Consider the following 18,099-nt stretch of genomic DNA (forward strand, 5'->3'; position numbering starts at 1 on the left):
AAGACTTCACTTTCCGCGGGCGGCCGGTGAGCCCGCAGGAGTCTTCGTCTTGCCCTCCAATCACCAGCTAGAAGTAGCTACATACATGAAACCTACATTCACCCTACCGATAAAAAATCCGAACGAATTTAATTCTCCATCAAGAATCTCGATTCATCGTTCGGATCTTCCTTCAACTAACATACTTCTGTCCCAGCCTCATTTTATTTCGAAGGTTTCTGTCACTTCGATACTGTCAACAACCGACTGTAGCATCGAACAATTCTTTCGGGCTAGTTCAATCGATTTTTCAATTTTGTCTAATGGAAGGTCTTCTCCTGTGATGATATAGTGCAAATGAATTTTTTCGATTCGCCCCGCTTTTTCATCATTGCGCATCACATCAGCTTGGATGCGTAAATGCGAAAAAGAGATTCTTTTTTTCTCTAGAATCTTCCTTAACACGCCTCCGCTGCAAACGGCAATGGACGATACCATTAGCTGATACGGACGAAAGCCATATTCTTCGTCTCCGGCAATATGTAGTTCTCCATAAGAAAGATTTGTCGTAAACCCCGCCTCTTTTTTCATATTAAATTCCATTTTGTTCACTCCTTTACTCCATTATAAACCGCTTGTTATATAAACAACTACTCTCAATATGGATCGCTTGTTACACCGCTATTGATTTCCGTGCAAGACTTCGCTTTCCGCAGGCGGCCGACGAGTCTTTTCCCGCAGGAGTCTCCGCCTTGCCCTTCAATCAACAGCTAGAAGCAACAACATACATGAAACCTAGGTTCACCGTCACCATGAAAAAATCCGAACGAGTTTGATTCTTAATCAAGAATCAAACTCGTTCGGATCTACCTTCAGCTAAAACACTTTTGTCCTAGCCTCTTTTTATGACTCCATGTTAAATTAATTTTCCAGCGCGAATATCATCCGTCATTCCTTCGTAAGGCGCTTCTGCTATAACTTCCTCATTGTTCACTCCGACGTTTTTGATGAATGTAATATCAGCAAATTCAGGAACAACGTATTTCGGATACGTTTCGTATTTTTCACGGGATTCATGCATTAAATCAAGATGATCATTCTGGTAGCATACTGTAATTTCAGGATGTTCATGTACCCATTTTGGAAAGAAAATAATGCCGTGCATGCGTTTTTCATCGGGCATAAAGTTCAAAGATACATCTGTTCCAGTCGGTTCAGTCCAAGATACTTTATATACAGCTTCCGTTAATTTCACAATATCTACTTTTTGGTCACGAACCCATCGTCCTGCCACCATTCCGCTATGAATACGGTAATCGATTGTATTTTCGTTTTTGATATAGATTTCATATTCCCATCCGTTTTCATATGTGTAAATCATATGATTTCCAATAAATTTTTTCATGTTTATATCTCTCCTTTGATTTTATTTATAAAATTTCGTATATGTCTAACACAACGCTGTCTGTGTTTCTCACAGCAGCACCTATAAAAATGCGGTTTTGTAACCACTTATACTTTGCACTTCCTGTTTCAAAGACAGGAACCGTACGAAAATAAACATGCTCTGGAGGTACAAATTTACCTTCGGCAGCCTGTTCTCTAAATTCTTCACTGACCTGACATATTCCGTTGTTCTCAATGTAAATAAGTTCATCATCTTCTGTTTGAATTACATAACGTGCAGATAAATCGACGCGTCCATCTGCACGAATAATTTGAGAATCCGCTCCGCTTAGAAGGATTGAGCCTTTTATCTTTCCATCTGCAGTACCTGACTTAATAGGAATAAACTGTTTCCTTCCCAATCCTGTATGACCAATCACAATTGGTCTACCGACATCAATTGTAAACGTCGCTATTTTCTTAAGCGATGGTTCTATCATAGCGACACCTCTTCATTGTAAACGAAAACATGTAACTATTTACATGTTTTATTCTACTCTCCTTATAAAAAGATGTCAAATTAACAGCGCAGCACGTTCACATCCTTGTCAATGAAGCGTTTTCCTTGTACGATTAAACTGTTGGATTGACAAAATATAGATAAAAAGAGGTTGAATGCTATGAGTGCTACTCATCAACAACGTTTCTGGATTTTAGTTAGCCTTGTCACCATTTCGGGATTCAGCCAAGGTATGCTGTTGCCTTTAATTGCTATTATTTTTGAGAAAGACGGTCTTTCCTCTACTATAAACGGATTAAACGCAACTGGATTGTACCTAGGCATCTTATTTATTTCTCCTTTTATGGAAGCTCCGCTTCGTAGATACGGATATAAGCCAATTATCGCAGCAGGAGGACTTTTAGTTATTTTATCTTTAGCTTTGTTTCCTTTATGGAAATCTGTTGTTTTTTGGTTCGTGCTCCGTTTATTTATTGGAATAGGAGATCACGCGCTGCACTTTGGAATTCAAACGTGGATTACATCATCTTCCCCTGCCGATAAACGTGGTCGAAATATTTCATTGTACGGGCTCTTTTTTGGTATTGGTTTTGCTGTTGGTCCTTTAATGACGCCGTTAATTGAGATTAATCAAGCACTTCCTTTTATGATTTCTTCAGCTCTATGCCTCATAACTTGGATATTTTTATTTTTAATAAAAAATGAATTTCCCCTGCAAGAAGTAGAAGTCAATTCATTAAAAGAAACGGCTAAACGATTTTCTAAAGCGGCTAAATATGCTTGGATTGCTTTTTTACCGCCTTTTGGATATGGTTTTTTAGAATCATCACTGAACGGAAGCTTTCCTGTATATGGTTTACGAATTGGTTTGCAAGTAGAGTTTATTTCACTGCTGTTGACTTCCTTTGCAGTTGGAGCTATTGTATTTCAACTTCCTCTTGGAATACTGAGCGATAAATTTGGACGGAAGTTAGTGTTAGGTTGGATTTTATCAATTGGAGCGGTGACATTTTTTACAGCAAGTTTATTAGAAGAAACCACTATTCCATTAATAACGTGTTTATTTATAGCAGGCATGGTTGTAGGTTCCACGTTTAGTTTAGGAATTAGCTATATGACGGATTTAATTCCTACTCGTTTACTGCCTACAGGCAATTTGCTATGCGGCATTGCTTTTAGTGTCGGAAGCCTTGCTGGTCCTTACATTGGTGGTACTTTTATTCAGTTCTTTCACTATGTCAGCTTTTTTAATATTATTAGCGGGATGCTTGGACTTATTTTTATCGTTCTTTTTATATTCGGACAAAAAATGCCTATGCAACAAAAAACAAGCGAGAACTTATAAGTTCTCGCTTGTTTTTTAAACTTTTAGCGTCCCGTGCTGAAGAACTGATTTTTCAATTTGAATCGTCGTATGCTCAATGCCGCAGTGATCGTGTACTAAATCGATGGCTTTTTGTAAAATCTGCTGACAATCTTTTTCATCTTCTACGCGCATATGGCAGCTCAATGAGTCCAGTCCTGAAGTAATTGTCCAAATGTGTAAATCATGCACGTCTTTGACTCCTTCGATGTTTTCAAGAAGTTTTTTTATTTCACTGTGATTTAATCCTTCAGGAGAGCCTTCCATCAAAATGTGAACACTATGAGCAAGCACACCCCAAGCGCTTTTTAAAATTAATACCGACACAACTACAGAAATAATAGGGTCAGCAATATACCATCCAAACAGCATCATAAGAAGTCCCGCTACAATAGCTCCAATTGATCCTAAAGCATCTCCCAGTACGTGTAAGTAAGCGCTGCGTAAATTTACATTTCCTTTCACATCGCCTTGTCTCATAAGTGACCATGCGCTGATTAAATTAGCAAGTAAACCAACAGTAGCAATCAGCATCATGCTGCCGCTTGCCACAGGCTGCGGCTCTAATACGCGCTGATAGGCTTCATATATGATAAACCCTGCTATCACAAACAGTGCCACTCCGTTAAAAAGAGCCGCTAATATTTCAAAACGGTAATAACCATACGTTTTTTTAGCAGATGCAGCTCGGTTAGCAAACCATATCGCTACAAGGCTAAGAGCAAGTGAGCTTGTATCCGACAACATGTGTCCGCTATCAGATAATAACGCTAAGCTATTTGTAAGAAACCCACCAACAAACTCAAGAACCATAATACCTGCTGTGATAATTAGTGCAATGAGCAGGCCTTTTTTGTTACCTTCACGCTGTGTATCAAAATGATGGTGGTGACCATGATGATGATGGTGATGATCATGACTCATGCAAACCCCTCCTCTTATTCGTTATGTGCGCATTCTACGTGCTGAATCACTTGATGCAAAATTTCAACTACGTGTTCATCATCATATGTATAGAAATACGTATTTCCTTCACGTCGATATTTTACTAAGCGCAAATGACGCAAGTGAGTTAACTGATGCGAAATAGCTGACTGTGAAACCCCAAGCACTTCAACCATATGACCGACTGAACACTCTTCTTGAAATAACAAATAAAGAATTTTCATTCTCGTAGGATCTGAAATAGCTTTTAGTATTCTTGACGCTTCCTCTACTGTTTGAGGCGATAAAAACGAATGTTCATCTTTTTTCATACCATCTCTCCGTTCATTATATGCAAGTATATGAGCATATGTTCATATATGAATTATAAAACGCATTTTTCTATATAGTCAATTATTTACGTCTCTTTAAATTTTTTTGCCTATTTTTTAAAAAAATCCACACAAAATACTTTTTCTGTTATATAATACAATTAAATATAATAAACTGTATTAAAACAGACGGAGAGGAGAATAATAAATGAGCAGACAAGAACGTAAAAACATGATTACATTTATTGAAACAATGAAGGGGATTGACCGTGAAACCTTAATGTACATGACGGATGCTGATATCGAACACATTTACACTTCCGCTTATAAATATTATGAAGAGCATTTAGATATGTAGTACGTTTTTTACAGAATGCGGACGTCCAGCTGCATTCTGTTTTTATTTTTTAAGCATTAGTCGTTACCTCCTTGCTTGTTCCGTGCTATACTATACTAAATATCCCAATTTAAAAGACAATAAATGAAAAAATGTGCTGCTATCGCTGAGATGGCAGCTTTCGTGCTTTTTTAGGGGTAATGATTGTGATTATTCTTCTCAATTATCGTTCAAGGAGGATTTGTATGGAAAATGCGTTACCTAAAAAACAAGAACAAACGCAGCAAACATCTTCTGCTGTCAATGTATTAAAAACACATGGTGAACTTATTGCTGCACTGTTGAGCGGAGTGCTTATTTTAGCCGGCTGGCTGCTTTCAAAACAGCAGGATACAGCTGTATCTATTACGCTCTTTGTATTAGCTTATGTGATAGGTGGATTTGCTAAAGCAAAAGAAGGTATTGAAGAAACGATTGAAAATAAAGAGTTAAACGTGGAAATGTTAATGATCATCGCAGCCATTGGAGCGGCTATAATTGGCTACTGGACAGAAGGCGCTATGCTTATTTTCATTTTTGCCTTAAGCGGTGCATTAGAAACGTACACCATGAATAAAAGCAACCGAGAAATTAGCGCTTTGATGAATCTGCAGCCGCAAGAAGCAACGCGTCTGATTGGGGATCAAGAAGAAATTGTATCCATTTCAGATTTACAAATTGGAGACTTGCTGCTAGTTAAGCCCGGTGAACGAGTACCCTCCGACGGTATTGTTGTTTCAGGTCAAACAACAATTGATCAGGCTGCTATTACAGGAGAATCTGTTCCTGTACTAAAACAGCTCGATGATGAAGTATTTGCAGGTACGGTGAATGTGAAAGGTGCCATTACCATTAAAATGACAAAGCCAAGTGCCGAAACGCTGTTTCAAAAAATTATTCAACTTGTTCAAACGGCCCAAAGTGAAAAGTCCCCTTCTCAATTGTTCATTGAACGATTTGAAGGCACATATGTAAAAATTGTCTTATCAGTTGTAGCAGTTATGCTGTTTTTACCACACTATGTACTTGGATGGAGCTGGACCGAGACGTTTTACCGAGCAATGATTCTGTTAGTTGTAGCTTCTCCTTGCGCCCTAGTTGCATCCATTACTCCTGCTTCGTTATCTGCTATTTCAAATGGAGCAAAAAAAGGAATTTTATTCAAAGGCGGCGTGCATTTGGAAAGATTAAATCATTTAAGCGCAATTGCTTTTGATAAAACAGGAACATTAACAAAAGGAAAACCAGAAGTAACCAATGTCATTGTACGTTCTGATATGAACGAACAAGAATTTCTTATTAAAATAGCATCAATTGAACGCCAGTCCAATCACCCTCTTGCTCAATCCATTGTTGACTTTGTGAAAAACAAGCAGGAATTAACGCTCGTTCAGCCAGATTCACTTGAAGACGTTCCCGGGTATGGAGTCATTGGGTCTCTTCAAGGAGATACGTGGAAGATAGGAAAAGCAGATTTTGTAGGTGAAAAAGATGCAGCTGAGTTTGAAAATCAAATTTCGTCTACACTTGCCAGTGAAGGAAAAACGATTGTGTACGCAAAGGATCAGCATGGTATTGTGGGATTACTTGCCCTCAAAGACGTTGTACGAACAGAAGCTGTAGACGCTGTTAAATCCCTTAAAGAACAAGGTATTCATACCGTGATGATTACAGGAGACAGCGAAAAAACAGCCGAAGCCATTTCAAAAGAATGTGCAGTCGATGAATACATTGCAGAATGTTTGCCTGAAGCAAAAGTAGATAAAATTAAAGCGTTAAAAGAAAAATTCCCTACCGTTTCAATGGTGGGAGATGGCATTAACGATGCACCTGCTCTTGCTACTGCTAACATTGGAGTAGCCATGGGAGAAGGAACAGACGTGGCACTTGAAACAGCGGATATTGTTTTAATGAAAAATGATTTATCGAAAATTTCGGATGCAGTAGCTCTTTCCAAACGGATGAACTCAATTGTGAAGCAAAACGTTATTTTTTCTATTGCCGTCATCTTTTTATTAATTTGTTCAAATTTCTTCCAAGTGCTTGATATGCCATTTGGTGTTATTGGCCACGAAGGCAGCACCATTTTAGTTATTTTAAACGGCCTTCGCTTGCTAAAATCTTAACGCAAAAAAGCCTAACGTATTTGTTAGGCTTTTTATTATGAAAACCGATGCCTTAATGGTAACCGTTTTGTCCATTTTGGCTGTTGCTTGTTTTATGCTTCGGCTGGCTCTTTTTATTTTGCTTTGTATTACTTCCATCTTTTTTCGTATGCTTTGTCATAATGTAAAACCTCCCTTTCACTTTGTTAGTATGCTCATATCTCGTGAATGATTTCATCCCAATTTGTGACTATGAAGATTTGACTCGACGGTCGTAGAAAATAGCGTTAATCTCTCCTCCAATAACGATAATCATCCCAGATAGATACAGCCAAATAAGCAGGATAATAATTCCGCCCAAGCTTCCATATGTAGCCGTATAATTATTAAAATGATTTACGTAATATGAAAATAGCATCGATACCACTGTCCAGCCGACCGTAGCAAAAGCGGCTCCTTTTACAACATTTCGAATCAACAGCTTTTTATTAGGGGCAAAGTAATATAACCCCGTAAAAACAGTAAACAAAATGAGGCCGCTGATAATCCAGCGGGAAGCTGACCATAAAGCAAGAAAAGTTTCTGAAAATCCAAACGTAGACGATAAATAAAGTCCAATCATATGACCGAAAACAGGAAGTAAAAGCGCTACAATAATAACAAATATCATCGCAAACGTGAGTAGAACTGCCATGCCTCTCGCCACTAAAAACGGCCGATTCTCTTGTACATGATACGCTCGGTTAAATGCTCTTACGATAGCATTAATTCCATTTGAAGCAGACCACATTGTGGCAATGATACCAAAGGACAAGAGTTTTTCATTATGAGAACCAATGATATGAGAAACATTACTTTCAATCATGTGCAGCGTTTGCTGTGGCGCTACATTTTCTACTAGGTCAAGCAGGTCCGTTGATTCTAATGGCAAAAATCCAATTAGCGTAATTAAAAAAATTAAAAAAGGAAATAGCGAGAGCAGCAAATAATAAGCCAATTCAGCTGATAAACTAGGGAGCTCATCTCGGTGAATACGGCCCATCAGTTCTTTGCCAAACCTTACGATGTTATTTATGTACATTCCGGCCATATGCGCCTCCTTATTTATTTTTGTTCATCACCATACTTCTCCACAAAGGCCTCTTTTGTATCATTTACAATTTCCATCACCTGAGGCGTTGTTTCTTTTAACTTTTCTACTTTTCCTGCTACAAACGATACATCTTCAGACACTTGCTCAATAGTCGTACGGATGGTTTCATATTTCTCTTTCACAGTATCCGTTACAAGTTCAGGGTGCTGAATAAGAGTTGTTGTTTTGTCTTTCAGTTTTTTACTTCCTTGAATGACGGAGTTTCTTGTTTCTTTATCAAATAAAGAGATAGCCCCTCCTATAATTGCTCCAATGACAATACCTTCTACTAGCTTATTTCGTTTACCCATTTGTCGTTTCTCCTCCGCTTTTTATTTTTAAATAGCACTTATTACAAAAAATACTTCTCTATAATTTCGTCTAAAAGAGCCTTGCATCCTTCTCGAACTAAGTCATATACTTCATCAAAATTCCCCGTAAAATAAGGATCAGGTACATCTTCAATATGTAGATCGGGCACAAAATCCAAAAGCCTTGCAATATAAGCTGTTTTAGTATGTCCAGCCATCCTTCTCAGATTTCCTACATTCTCGACATCCATTCCAATAATGTAGTGGAATTTAGCTATATCCTCTTGAATAACTTGTCTTGCTGTTTGCCCCGTAAAATCAATGTTATTTTTCGTTAAAATAGATTGCGTCCCTTCATGAGGAGGATTTCCTTTATGCCAGCCTCCTGTTCCTGCAGAATCTACGTGAATTTTTCCTTCTAACCCTTTTTTCTTCACCATATCTTTAAAGATCGCCTCTGCCATCGGTGAACGACAAATATTTCCCAAACAAACGAATAATACGTTAATCATAGTCTCGACTCCTTTCCCTTATTACAAACATTATATACAATCATTTTTAAACTAAAAAATAGTTTTCTTTTATTTAAATCGTTCCCATTCTTATATGGATAAGAACCTGACATAAAAGTGTTCACACGATAAAAACATGTTACAATAAAAAAAACGCAACTGGAAGGATGAACAAAGTGGATTTATCAGTAAAATCTCCAGAGAATATTAAACATATGGTAGATAGTATCAGTGAAAAACTGCGCATGCTAAATATCGGCGCAATCAAAGCTGAAGCTTTTGACGAAGAAATGTACGAAGACTTAAAATACTTATACGATATGGTAATGAGAAAAGATTCTTTTAGCCCAAGTGAAATGCAAGCAATCGCGGAAGAATTAGGTACGCTGCGCAAACAAGCTTAATGACAATTCCGTCAATGACTAATAACCATTGACGGTTTTTTCTACATTTTTTTCTATACATGAATGTTGCACCTTTTAGCGAGCAAATAAGAGTTAAATCGTTTACATACATATAGATGAAATATTCCCAAAAATCTTTCTTTTTTATTAAGAATTGACGTTTTTATTATTTGTCTATAGAATGTATCGAAATACCTAAAGCTCGTATAGTCTTGGAAATAGGGTCCAAGAGTTTCTACCGAACTACCGTAAATAGTTGGACTACGAGGGTTGAACATCATTCATACTACATTTTTATTCTTCTTTATGTTCTCCCTTACATAGTCCTTCATTGTTATCTAGTTATACAATGAGAGGAGTCACATTCATGTCAAATACAAAAACAACATTAAAAAAACAGCTTGCTGTTGCCAATAAAAAAATACCTGCAGATCTTGTAGTAAAAAACGGAAAAATCATCGATGTCTTTACGCTTTCCATCATTGAAGCCGATATTGCGATTACTGATGGAATAATTGTTGGAATAGGTCAATACGACGGACATAACGTCATGGATGCAAAAGGAAAATACATTTCTCCTACGTTCATTGATGGACACGTTCATATCGAATCATCAATGGTTACACCTAAAGAGTTCTCAAAACTTCTTATACCTAGAGGCGTCACAACTGTCGTAACGGACCCTCATGAAATTGCTAATGTTTCAGGAAAATCTGGTATTGAATTCATGCTTCAAAGCTCAGATTCCATTCCGTTAGATGTATTTGTGAACTTACCTTCAAGCGTTCCAGCCACTCCTTTTGAAAGCTCTGGAGCAGTCTTAAAAGCCGCTGACTTAGCGCCATTTTTCTCCCACCCTCGCGTGCTTGGATTAGCAGAAGTGATGGATTTCCCTGCTGTGCGAGATGGAGATGACGATATGCTCGATAAATTACAAGCAGCTAACAGTGCAAGCGGCATAATTGATGGGCACGGCTCAGGTCTAGATGTCACGGGCGTTAATATTTATCGTACCGCTAACATTTCAACAGACCATGAATGCGTAACAGCAGAAGAAGCAATTGAACGTATTCAGCGCGGGATGTATGTTCTGATCCGCCAAGGTTCTGTCGCTAAAGATCTAAAACAATTATTACCTGCTGTAAATGAACGTAACGCACGCAGGTTTTTATTTTGTACCGATGACAAACATCTAGATGATTTACTAACGGAAGGTTCTATTGATTATAATGTTCGTTTTGCCATTGAACTCGGGCTGGATCCGTTAATTGCTATTCAAATGGCTTCATTAAATGCCGCTGAATGCTACGGGTTAAAAGATAGAGGTGCAGTTGCTCCTGGTTACAAAGCTGACTTTATTCTATTGGACGACTTAACCGATATATCTGCAACACATGTTTATCAAAACGGAGAGCTCATTGCTGAAAAGGGAGAGATGCTTTCTGTTCAAGATGACCAAATTGATCTTCCAACGGAACTAATGAACTCGGTTCATCTGAAGGAGTTTTCTATAGAAAAACTTACGATACCACTTCAGCATAACCGCGCTAATATCATTGAAATTAATCCAAACAGCTTGCTTACAAATCATATTGTCGAAGAAGTTCAAGTGAAACAAAACGAATTTCAGTCTTCTATAGCAAATGATCAGTTGAAAATGGCGGTTGTCGAGCGTCATCATCTAACAGGGAATATTGGTCTTGGGATTGTAAAAGGATTTCAGTTAAAAGACGGAGCGATTGCTACTACGATTGCTCACGATTCACATAACATCGTAGCCGTAGGAACAAATGATGAGGATTTAGCAAAAGCAATTGCGGCAATTGAAGAAATCGGCGGAGGTATTGTTATTGTAAAAGGCAATGAAGTGATCGGCTCTCTTCCTCTTTCCATCGGAGGATTAATGTCACCTCATCCATACAATGAAATGAACAGCTTACTTAAACAGCTTCACGGGGCTCTTCATGAGTTAGATATCTCACAGAAATTCAACCCGCTGCTGACATTATCTTTCTTAAGCTTGCCTGTTATCCCTTGTCTAAAATTAACTGACAAAGGACTATTTAACGTCAAAGAATTTAAGCATATCCCAGTTCAAGCATAAAATAAAAAGGACTCGAAAGAGTCCTTTTTATTTATACCCTTTAGAAGGCGTAGTTCGAGTTTTGCGATTTTTATAATGACGATATCCTTCTTTTAAAAGGATAGGAAAAACAGCGACTAAGATTTTTTTTAATATACGTCCCAATTTAAGGCACTCCTTTACGTGTTCTTACTTTACTATACCCAAATTGGACAGCTAAAAACGCAAAAAGGAGCAGGTATATCCTGCTCTTTTTGTATTACTTACCGATAAATTGTTGAGTCCAGTACGTAGTATCACCTTTTACATATCCAACACCAATTTCAGTGAAATCAGGGTTTAGAATATTTTTGCGGTGACCGTCACTATTCATCCAAGCATTCATTACATCCTCAGGAGATTGCTGACCTTTTGCAATGTTTTCACCTGCAGTTGTATATTCAATGCCGAATTGTTTCATCATATCAAATGGTGAACCATATGTTGGTGAATTGTGGTCAAAGTAACCTTTGTCCATCATATCTTTTGATTTAATACGTGCAACGTCACTTAATTCTTTATTAAGTGTTAAAGGTTTTAAACCTTGTTTTTCACGCTCTTGGTTCACTAAATCTACTACCTTTTGTTCAAATTGACTAGCATCTTTTGTTTGTTCTGATTTATCAGTATTTTCTGATTGTTGGGCTTTTGTGTTTTGCTGTGTTTGCTCAGGAGCTTTCGTTTGTTCACTTTGCTCTGGTGCTTTTGCTTGTTCCTGTGGAGCTGCTTCAGCTTGATCCGGTTCTTGTGTCTCTTGTTGTGGAGCTGCTGCTTGAACAGATTGTCCTTGAGCGTTAAATTTCTTTAACAGCTCATCTACATTTATATTTTGTGCTGCTTGAGCATCTTTAATGTTAATTTGTTTTGGAGTGTTGCAATCAGGAGCTGCTGCATTTGCTTGTCCTGCTGTTAATAATCCTAATGATACGGCACCTGCGACAGTGGCAATACGAAACCTTTTCTTCATGTTTGAAATCCTCCTATGTGATAATAAAGTTTTTTGTAAAACCGCAACGCATCTAAGCTTGTAGCAAGCCAATCTCGTGATGCACACTCATTGTTGCACGAAAACTATGAAACTCGCAATGCCTTTTAAACTACCAAAATTATACTTCCATTTATGTAAAAAATATTTCGATTGTATTACGTGGCTTCCAACTATTGATAGTAAAGGGTTTTCATATTCTTTTAGAAACTGCTCCACCTAATGCAGTAATATAACTGTAAATCCTTCGTCAAAAACGTTACATACAAAAAAGGCGACAGCAGAGTGGTAAATCATCCTGTTATCACCTTTTAAAGAAAGTTTTAGTAATAATATTTACTTATTTTAAGACATTTACTGATTCACGTACGAATGCTTCCATATCGTCTGGTGTACGGCTTGTAACTAGTTGATTGCCGCATACCACCACTTCTTTATCATGGAAGTTTGCACCTGCATTTTTTAAATCAATAGCAATTGATTTAAAACCAGTTACGTCACGCCCTTTTAATGTTTCAGCATTGATTAGCAGCTGCGGTCCATGACAAATAGCCATAACCGGTTTGCCCTCATCCATAAATGATTTTGTGAAAGCTACAACTTGATCGTCCGCACGCAAGATATCTGGTGAAAAGCCTCCGGTAAAAACAATGCGTCAAAATCTTCTGGCTTTACATCCGCAATTGCTTTATCAATTGTTAATGTTGTTTCGCCTTGTTTACCTGTTACTTCGCCTGTTTTTACATCGATTTTTGTTAGCGTATGACCTTCTTCTTCAAAGGCTTTGGCTGGATCTGTATATTCCACATCTTCAAATAAATCTGTTACTAATACTGCAATTTTCTTACTCATTCTAAGCAACTCCTTAATTGATTTGTGTACTAATATTCTATAGGTAAAATACCCGTACACTGTTCTTTTAAACATGATTTATGAGTAAAAAACTTTTCTACAATAATCAAAAAAACACATTGAAAGTTTTTATAAAGCGGAAATTCAAAACAAATTAAAGGTCTGAAAGGTCGTCTCTTTTGGAACTGGGTACACATCTTTACCTGCAATTACGTTCAGAATACGCTGATTGCGCTGAACGGATAACCCAAGATTTGTTGCGCCAGATCCATGTGAATGTTCAATATTGGTTAAGGTGAAAAAATGATGGCTACGCGGTTGTTTAAAGACAAGCCGATAATCTTTTGTGACTTTAAAACGCTTGTCATCTTCCCATTCGATATCATCTTTTATGCGTTCTATAAATGGCGAAATCTTTGGCTTATAGCCTGTGGATAAGATCAAGCGATCCGCTTCGTATTGAAAAGAGCGTTCAGTCTTTAATTGTTTGCACTCCAGCTCATATCCATTTCCTTTTTTATGAATATCATTTACTTCCGTCGAAGCTTGAATCGTAACGGGTACTTTTCCTTTAATGGAACGATGATAGAGTAAATCATAAATTTTCGTTAAGGTAGAAGATTCAATTCCATGACGTAAGGGATTTAAATCTCCCACTGTACTTTTACGTTCTTCAAAAGGAAGCGAATGAAAGTAATCTACATAGTCTGGAGAAAATAACTCCTGAGCAAGCTTGGATTGATCAAGCTGAAAAAAATTTAAAGATCTTGTAAACCATGTAAGGTGATATTGATGTTCAGTCTGTTTTTCTAGTAAATCAAGAAAAATCTCTGCAGCACTTTGCCCTGACCCAACGATCGTTACATGCTTTCCTTTTTGAATCTCTTGTTTCTTATGTAAATAGCCGCTGCTGTGTAAGATATGCTCATTCAGCTTTTCTTCAAAAGCAGGAGGGACAAGTGGAATGCTTCCTGTTCCCATTACAACGTGTTTAGCATTCACCGTCTGAATTCCCTCAGGTGTTTCTACCTTTACTTTATAATACTCTTCTTCATTTTTCGGTATCACGTCCACAACTTTTGAAGAAAAGTAGCAGGAAGATAGCTGCTCTGATACCCATTTTGCGTACTCGTTATATTCTTGACGCGGAATATCAAAACGATTAAAGAAAAAAAACGGATATAAGCGTTTTTGCTTATGAATATAATTTAAAAAAGAATAGGGACTTGTTGGATCTGCAAATGTAACTAAGTCTGCTAGAAACGGAATCTGCAAGTCCGTGCCGTCAATTAACATCCCCGGATGCCATTCAAATTTCTCTTCTTTATCAAAGAAGACGGCATCAATTTCATCAAGAGGCTCAGCGAGGGCCGCTAAACCTAAATTAAATGGTCCTATTCCTATTCCCACCATGTCATACTGCTTATTTGTCATCTTTAAACTCCCTTTCATAAAAAAAGCTAACAGTATTGTCTACTGTTAGCTTTTTACCCTTTTTCCATGCATTTATGCGGAAGGATTCATACTCATTTTCGGGCCAAACGATTCATACATGATATTTTCTTGAGAAATACCCATTTCAGCTAAGCCTTCTAGCACCATTTGTGTAAACGAAGAAGAACCACAGACATAATAATATGCATGTTCATCGCCTGTGTATTTAGCTAGCTCTTGTTTAGTTAAGCGACCATACGTTACATTTTCATCATGCTGATTTGTTTGCGCCTGGCTATAGAAAATATGTTGTTCAAACGTATATTTCTCTGACAACGATTGAAGCTCTCGTTTCATTGCATGAAACTGCTCGTTTTTAGCACTGTGAATAAATGTTACTTCTTGATTGTTTTCCAATGCTTGATGAAGCATAGACATCATTGGAGTGATTCCTACACCTCCGCTGATAAATACTGATTTTCTATTTTCTTTTAAGACAAAATCTCCTGCAGGAACGCTGACTTCAAGCAGGTCTCCTTCTTTCAATTGATCATGCAAGTAAGTTGATACAACGCCGTCTTCCATTTGCTTTTCTTTTTTCACCGTAATCTTATAATATGGTTGGTTTGGATAGCTAGATAAGCTGTACTGGCGAATTGATAAATACTCTTGACCAGGAATTCGTACACTCACATACTGACCTGGCAGAAAAGCAGGCAGCGCTTTTTGGTCGGGTGATAGCAAATAAAACGAGTACACGTCTTCTGCTTCTTTTACTTTTTTATGAACCATTAGTTTTTTATAATCTTTCCATCCTTTTTCTTCGGCTTCTTCATATAATTCTTGCTCCACACTTATGAACACATCTGCAATAGCACCGTAGGCTTCTTTCCAAGCTTCCATAATCTCATCGGTTGCCGCTTCTTTTAAAACATCTTTAATCGCCTTTAATAAGAACTCTCCGACAATTGGGTAGTGCTCTGCTTTTACGCCGATACTGCGATGTTTATGAGCGATTTGCTTCACTACGGGAAGAAGCGTTTCAAGCTGATCGATGTACTGCGCAGCAGCATAAACTGTATTAGCTAACGCCATTTGCTGACGTCCTGTTTTTTGATTTGTTTGGTTGAATACATTTTTTAAAGAAGGATACTGCTCAAAAAGCATTTCATAAAAACGAGTTGTAATTGCTTGACCATGCTTTTCTAAAACAGGAACTGTACTTTTTACAATAGAAATAGTTGTTTGTTTCATAACTTTCGCCTCCGAAAGATTCATTTTTAAAAGATATATTTTCAATACATCTTTATAATACGTATATCTAACTCAAAAAGATATATTTTATATACTTATTTAAAGAAATGTTCACAAATTCGCTCCTTCAAAAATGTGAGCATTCTTTCTGTATTTCTTAGATATAGACATGCTATTATAGATATATCAGCTGCTGATAAGAGAAGAGGTAAAAAGATGAGGCTCACACAATATACAGATTACTCACTGCGAGTTTTATTATATTTAGGCGTTCGCGATAATAATAAACTAAGCAATATAAAGGAAATTGCTGAAGCGTATAATATTTCAAAAAACCATCTTATGAAAATCATTCACGAGCTTGGAAAACTTGGCTTAATTGAAACGATCCGAGGACGAAACGGCGGTATTCGTTTAGCTCAACTTCCAAAAGACATCAATATTGGAAAAGTGGTACGTCAAACAGAAGAAGATTTTCATATTGTTGAATGTTTTGACCGTGAAGGAAACTTCTGCATTATTAGCCCCGTATGTAAATTAAAAAGTGTTTTGCATGAAGCCATGCAAGCCTTCATTAAAGTGTTAGATCAATATACATTGGCAGATCTAATCCAAAATAAAGATGAATTAAACCTCCTTCTTCTATCTCAAAAAAACGAGGAATGAGCAAGCTAAATTTCACCTGAAATTATTCTCGCTTTTTAACCTTTTTCCCTTTCATCATAAAATAAAAGATGTTACAATGAGGCACGTATTGGAAAGACAAGATGTCTCCATTCGAGCAGACAATGAACCTCATTCTGTTCATCCTAAAAAAATGACGAAAGGGTGTTTAAGTATGCACGTAGGAAGCAAAGGTTGGTATGTTGAGGAACTTAAAAAACGAGGAGTTCGCAACCATGAAGGCCGCAAAGTGGAAAAGTACAAAACATATGTACTTGCTAACTTGCTTGATAAACACAAAAATTAATTAACGTGTAATAAGAGAGTACAAATGTGTACTCTCTTTTTTGTTCATTTAATAAGCAGCGTCTTGATAAAAATAATTTGGTGATAATACTTTATTTTTATAAGGCTTATGAAAAATATGTGTGGTAGTTGGTGAAACCGGTGGAATCAACCAAGTCCAGTTTCCTGTCACTTCCCGGCCATTTTTTTGCTCTCGTTCTTCAAACAAGTGAAATTGCTGAGCAGCCGTGTGATGATCTATAATGCTAACGCCTTCTCGTTTGAAAGAAGAAAGCACCGCAAGGTTTAATTCAACAAGAGCTTTGTCCTTCCAAAGAGTAGCGTTGTAATCCATATTCAATCCCATCATAGAAGCTATTTTGGGAAGTTGATTATAGCGATACGTATCCGCTAAATTTCGCGCACCAATTTCAGTTCCCATATACCATCCGTTAAATGGTGCCGCGACGTACTCAATCCCTCCAATTTCTAGCTTCATATCTGAAATCATCGGAACAGCGTACCATTTTAACCGTAAGTCTTCAAATTCAGCAAGTTCTGGATGCGTAATAGCTACTTCTTTCACTAAATATTTTGGAATCTCAAAACATCGAGGTAACTTTTCATTAACTTGCAGTACAAGAGGAAGAACATCAAAGTGCGTTTTCTCACCTTCCCACCCTAACTTTTGGCAGACTTTCGTGAAGGCAACAGAATCAGGATCTCCTATCACTCCATATTCAGTCTCATATCCAGCGTAGCGGATCAGCTGATGATTCCATATTCTAACCGGTTCTTTTGCTTGCATTTTCGGTTTAAACACCGTAATAGTAGGCCGGATTTTCCCATCATTTGTTGCATATTCAATATGATGAAAAAGGGCGTCTCTTACCTCTTCAACTGTGCTCGCCTCTCGCTTATCAAATACATTGAGCGATTGCCAAAATAGTCGTCCGATACATTTATTGCTGTTTCTCCAAGCCATACGAGCTCCGTGCTCTAACTCTTCAAGTGTATGATCATAATGTCCGAGTGACATAATTTGCTGATGAATTTCTTTTAATCGGTTATTTTTGTCCGCTTCGCTTTTTTCAAGTTCAGCGTAACACGTCTCTATAAATACACGTGCTTGTTCAAATAATTCTTCTTGCTTCAACGTT

19 protein-coding genes, 1 pseudogene and 1 riboswitch are annotated in these 18,099 nt (G+C 37.4%); of the genes and pseudogenes, 7 read left to right on the plus strand and 13 right to left on the minus strand.

Annotated features, from left to right (window positions below; translation table 11 throughout):
• Positions 1 to 198: 198 nt before the first annotated feature.
• The 3 genes from ACLHDF_RS20170 to ACLHDF_RS20180 form a co-directional block, all read right to left on the minus strand.
• The gene (locus ACLHDF_RS20170; protein WP_413920428.1) at positions 199 to 582 is read right to left on the minus strand and encodes an OsmC family protein; all 384 of its coding nucleotides are present in this window, start codon (positions 580 to 582) and stop codon (positions 199 to 201) included.
• Positions 583 to 895: 313 nt separating this feature from the next.
• The gene (locus ACLHDF_RS20175) at positions 896 to 1,384 is read right to left on the minus strand and encodes a phenolic acid decarboxylase (RefSeq protein ID WP_413920429.1); all 489 of its coding nucleotides are present in this window, start codon (positions 1,382 to 1,384) and stop codon (positions 896 to 898) included.
• 25 nt (positions 1,385 to 1,409) lie between these two features.
• Positions 1,410 to 1,865: a DUF3237 domain-containing protein gene (locus ACLHDF_RS20180; protein ID WP_413920430.1), complete on the minus strand. Its 456-nt coding sequence runs from the start codon at positions 1,863 to 1,865 to the stop codon at positions 1,410 to 1,412.
• A 180-nt stretch (positions 1,866 to 2,045) separates the two neighbouring features.
• Between ACLHDF_RS20180 and ACLHDF_RS20185 the strand changes: the two genes are divergently transcribed.
• Positions 2,046 to 3,230 (plus strand): MFS transporter, encoded by a 1,185-nt coding sequence (locus ACLHDF_RS20185; RefSeq protein ID WP_413920431.1) that lies wholly within the window; start codon positions 2,046 to 2,048, stop codon positions 3,228 to 3,230.
• Positions 3,231 to 3,245: 15 nt separating this feature from the next.
• On the opposite strand, the gene ACLHDF_RS20190 is transcribed toward ACLHDF_RS20185, so the two are convergent.
• Both ACLHDF_RS20190 and ACLHDF_RS20195 read right to left on the minus strand, forming a co-directional pair.
• Entirely contained in the window at positions 3,246 to 4,172 is a 927-nt protein-coding gene (locus tag ACLHDF_RS20190; RefSeq protein ID WP_413920432.1) for a cation diffusion facilitator family transporter, read from the minus strand.
• Positions 4,173 to 4,186: 14 nt separating this feature from the next.
• Positions 4,187 to 4,504: an ArsR/SmtB family transcription factor gene (locus ACLHDF_RS20195; RefSeq protein WP_413920433.1), complete on the minus strand. Its 318-nt coding sequence runs from the start codon at positions 4,502 to 4,504 to the stop codon at positions 4,187 to 4,189.
• Between the two features lie 208 nt (positions 4,505 to 4,712).
• Here ACLHDF_RS20195 and ACLHDF_RS20200 point away from each other — a divergent pair, with 208 nt between their 5' ends.
• Both ACLHDF_RS20200 and ACLHDF_RS20205 read left to right on the plus strand, forming a co-directional pair.
• Positions 4,713 to 4,862, plus strand: coding sequence for a BH0509 family protein (locus ACLHDF_RS20200; RefSeq protein WP_013055132.1), 150 nt, complete (start codon positions 4,713 to 4,715; stop codon positions 4,860 to 4,862).
• 224 nt (positions 4,863 to 5,086) lie between these two features.
• Positions 5,087 to 7,006, plus strand: a complete 1,920-nt coding sequence (locus tag ACLHDF_RS20205) for a heavy metal translocating P-type ATPase (RefSeq protein ID WP_413920434.1) — start codon at positions 5,087 to 5,089, stop codon at positions 7,004 to 7,006.
• Between the two features lie 229 nt (positions 7,007 to 7,235).
• Here the strand turns inward: ACLHDF_RS20205 and ACLHDF_RS20210 are convergent, their stop codons facing one another.
• From ACLHDF_RS20210 to ACLHDF_RS20220, 3 genes are read right to left on the minus strand one after another with little or no spacing between them, the layout of a single operon-like run.
• Positions 7,236 to 8,075, minus strand: a complete 840-nt coding sequence (locus tag ACLHDF_RS20210; protein WP_413920435.1) for a YihY/virulence factor BrkB family protein — start codon at positions 8,073 to 8,075, stop codon at positions 7,236 to 7,238.
• Between the two features lie 14 nt (positions 8,076 to 8,089).
• Positions 8,090 to 8,428 (minus strand): YtxH domain-containing protein, encoded by a 339-nt coding sequence (locus ACLHDF_RS20215; protein WP_413920436.1) that lies wholly within the window; start codon positions 8,426 to 8,428, stop codon positions 8,090 to 8,092.
• Positions 8,429 to 8,469: 41 nt separating this feature from the next.
• Positions 8,470 to 8,940, minus strand: a complete 471-nt coding sequence (locus ACLHDF_RS20220) for a low molecular weight protein-tyrosine-phosphatase (RefSeq protein ID WP_413920437.1) — start codon at positions 8,938 to 8,940, stop codon at positions 8,470 to 8,472.
• Positions 8,941 to 9,116: 176 nt separating this feature from the next.
• Here ACLHDF_RS20220 and ACLHDF_RS20225 point away from each other — a divergent pair, with 176 nt between their 5' ends.
• Entirely contained in the window at positions 9,117 to 9,344 is a 228-nt protein-coding gene (locus ACLHDF_RS20225) for a DUF1128 domain-containing protein (protein ID WP_013055127.1), read from the plus strand.
• 182 nt (positions 9,345 to 9,526) lie between these two features.
• Positions 9,527 to 9,628: riboswitch (purine riboswitch) on the plus strand.
• Positions 9,629 to 9,711: 83 nt separating this feature from the next.
• Positions 9,712 to 11,448, plus strand: a complete 1,737-nt coding sequence (gene ade, locus ACLHDF_RS20230; protein WP_413920438.1) for an adenine deaminase — start codon at positions 9,712 to 9,714, stop codon at positions 11,446 to 11,448.
• A 238-nt stretch (positions 11,449 to 11,686) separates the two neighbouring features.
• Here ade and ACLHDF_RS20235 read toward each other — a convergent pair whose 3' ends face one another.
• The 4 genes and pseudogenes from ACLHDF_RS20235 to hmpA all read right to left on the minus strand — a co-directional run bounded on the left by ACLHDF_RS20235 (position 11,687) and on the right by hmpA (position 15,991).
• A complete protein-coding gene (locus tag ACLHDF_RS20235) occupies positions 11,687 to 12,433 on the minus strand; it encodes a CAP domain-containing protein (RefSeq protein WP_413920439.1) in 747 nt (248 codons plus the stop codon).
• A gap of 358 nt (positions 12,434 to 12,791) precedes the next feature.
• Positions 12,792 to 13,303: pseudogene (locus ACLHDF_RS20240) on the minus strand (type 1 glutamine amidotransferase domain-containing protein).
• Positions 13,304 to 13,447: 144 nt separating this feature from the next.
• Positions 13,448 to 14,737: a lysine N(6)-hydroxylase/L-ornithine N(5)-oxygenase family protein gene (locus ACLHDF_RS20245; protein WP_413920440.1), complete on the minus strand. Its 1,290-nt coding sequence runs from the start codon at positions 14,735 to 14,737 to the stop codon at positions 13,448 to 13,450.
• A 72-nt stretch (positions 14,738 to 14,809) separates the two neighbouring features.
• Complete coding sequence (gene hmpA / locus ACLHDF_RS20250; RefSeq protein ID WP_413920441.1) at positions 14,810 to 15,991, minus strand: NO-inducible flavohemoprotein; 1,182 nt, start codon at positions 15,989 to 15,991, stop codon at positions 14,810 to 14,812.
• Between the two features lie 216 nt (positions 15,992 to 16,207).
• On the opposite strand from hmpA, the gene ACLHDF_RS20255 reads away from it, so the two are divergent.
• Entirely contained in the window at positions 16,208 to 16,657 is a 450-nt protein-coding gene (locus ACLHDF_RS20255; RefSeq protein ID WP_413920442.1) for an Rrf2 family transcriptional regulator, read from the plus strand.
• A 172-nt stretch (positions 16,658 to 16,829) separates the two neighbouring features.
• On the plus strand, positions 16,830 to 16,961 hold the full coding sequence (locus ACLHDF_RS20260) for a YflJ family protein (protein WP_016762840.1): 132 nt from the start codon (positions 16,830 to 16,832) through the stop codon (positions 16,959 to 16,961).
• A 48-nt stretch (positions 16,962 to 17,009) separates the two neighbouring features.
• Here ACLHDF_RS20260 and ACLHDF_RS20265 read toward each other — a convergent pair whose 3' ends face one another.
• Positions 17,010 to 18,095 (minus strand): nitric oxide synthase oxygenase, encoded by a 1,086-nt coding sequence (locus tag ACLHDF_RS20265; RefSeq protein ID WP_413920443.1) that lies wholly within the window; start codon positions 18,093 to 18,095, stop codon positions 17,010 to 17,012.
• Positions 18,096 to 18,099 lie beyond the last annotated feature (4 nt).

The sequence above is a fragment of the Priestia megaterium genome, assembly GCF_046599315.1.
Classification (GTDB): domain Bacteria; phylum Bacillota; class Bacilli; order Bacillales; family Bacillaceae_H; genus Priestia; species Priestia megaterium_F.

Excerpts from the sequence above, each read along its gene's own strand:
- ACLHDF_RS20170 (WP_413920428.1), bottom strand. The coding sequence starts at position 582 with ATGGAATTTAATATGAAAAAAGAGGCGGGGTTTACGACAAATCTTTCT.
- ACLHDF_RS20175 (WP_413920429.1), bottom strand. The coding sequence starts at position 1,384 with ATGAAAAAATTTATTGGAAATCATATGATTTACACATATGAAAACGGA.
- ACLHDF_RS20180 (WP_413920430.1), bottom strand. The coding sequence starts at position 1,865 with ATGATAGAACCATCGCTTAAGAAAATAGCGACGTTTACAATTGATGTC.
- ACLHDF_RS20185 (WP_413920431.1), top strand. The coding sequence starts at position 2,046 with ATGAGTGCTACTCATCAACAACGTTTCTGGATTTTAGTTAGCCTTGTC.
- ACLHDF_RS20190 (WP_413920432.1), bottom strand. The coding sequence starts at position 4,172 with ATGAGTCATGATCATCACCATCATCATCATGGTCACCACCATCATTTT.
- ACLHDF_RS20195 (WP_413920433.1), bottom strand. The coding sequence starts at position 4,504 with ATGAAAAAAGATGAACATTCGTTTTTATCGCCTCAAACAGTAGAGGAA.
- ACLHDF_RS20200 (WP_013055132.1), top strand. The coding sequence starts at position 4,713 with ATGAGCAGACAAGAACGTAAAAACATGATTACATTTATTGAAACAATG.
- ACLHDF_RS20205 (WP_413920434.1), top strand. The coding sequence starts at position 5,087 with ATGGAAAATGCGTTACCTAAAAAACAAGAACAAACGCAGCAAACATCT.
- ACLHDF_RS20210 (WP_413920435.1), bottom strand. The coding sequence starts at position 8,075 with ATGGCCGGAATGTACATAAATAACATCGTAAGGTTTGGCAAAGAACTG.
- ACLHDF_RS20215 (WP_413920436.1), bottom strand. The coding sequence starts at position 8,428 with ATGGGTAAACGAAATAAGCTAGTAGAAGGTATTGTCATTGGAGCAATT.
- ACLHDF_RS20220 (WP_413920437.1), bottom strand. The coding sequence starts at position 8,940 with ATGATTAACGTATTATTCGTTTGTTTGGGAAATATTTGTCGTTCACCG.
- ade (WP_413920438.1), top strand. The coding sequence starts at position 9,712 with ATGTCAAATACAAAAACAACATTAAAAAAACAGCTTGCTGTTGCCAAT.
- ACLHDF_RS20235 (WP_413920439.1), bottom strand. The coding sequence starts at position 12,433 with ATGAAGAAAAGGTTTCGTATTGCCACTGTCGCAGGTGCCGTATCATTA.
- ACLHDF_RS20245 (WP_413920440.1), bottom strand. The coding sequence starts at position 14,737 with ATGACAAATAAGCAGTATGACATGGTGGGAATAGGAATAGGACCATTT.
- hmpA (WP_413920441.1), bottom strand. The coding sequence starts at position 15,991 with ATGAAACAAACAACTATTTCTATTGTAAAAAGTACAGTTCCTGTTTTA.
- ACLHDF_RS20255 (WP_413920442.1), top strand. The coding sequence starts at position 16,208 with ATGAGGCTCACACAATATACAGATTACTCACTGCGAGTTTTATTATAT.
- ACLHDF_RS20260 (WP_016762840.1), top strand. The coding sequence starts at position 16,830 with ATGCACGTAGGAAGCAAAGGTTGGTATGTTGAGGAACTTAAAAAACGA.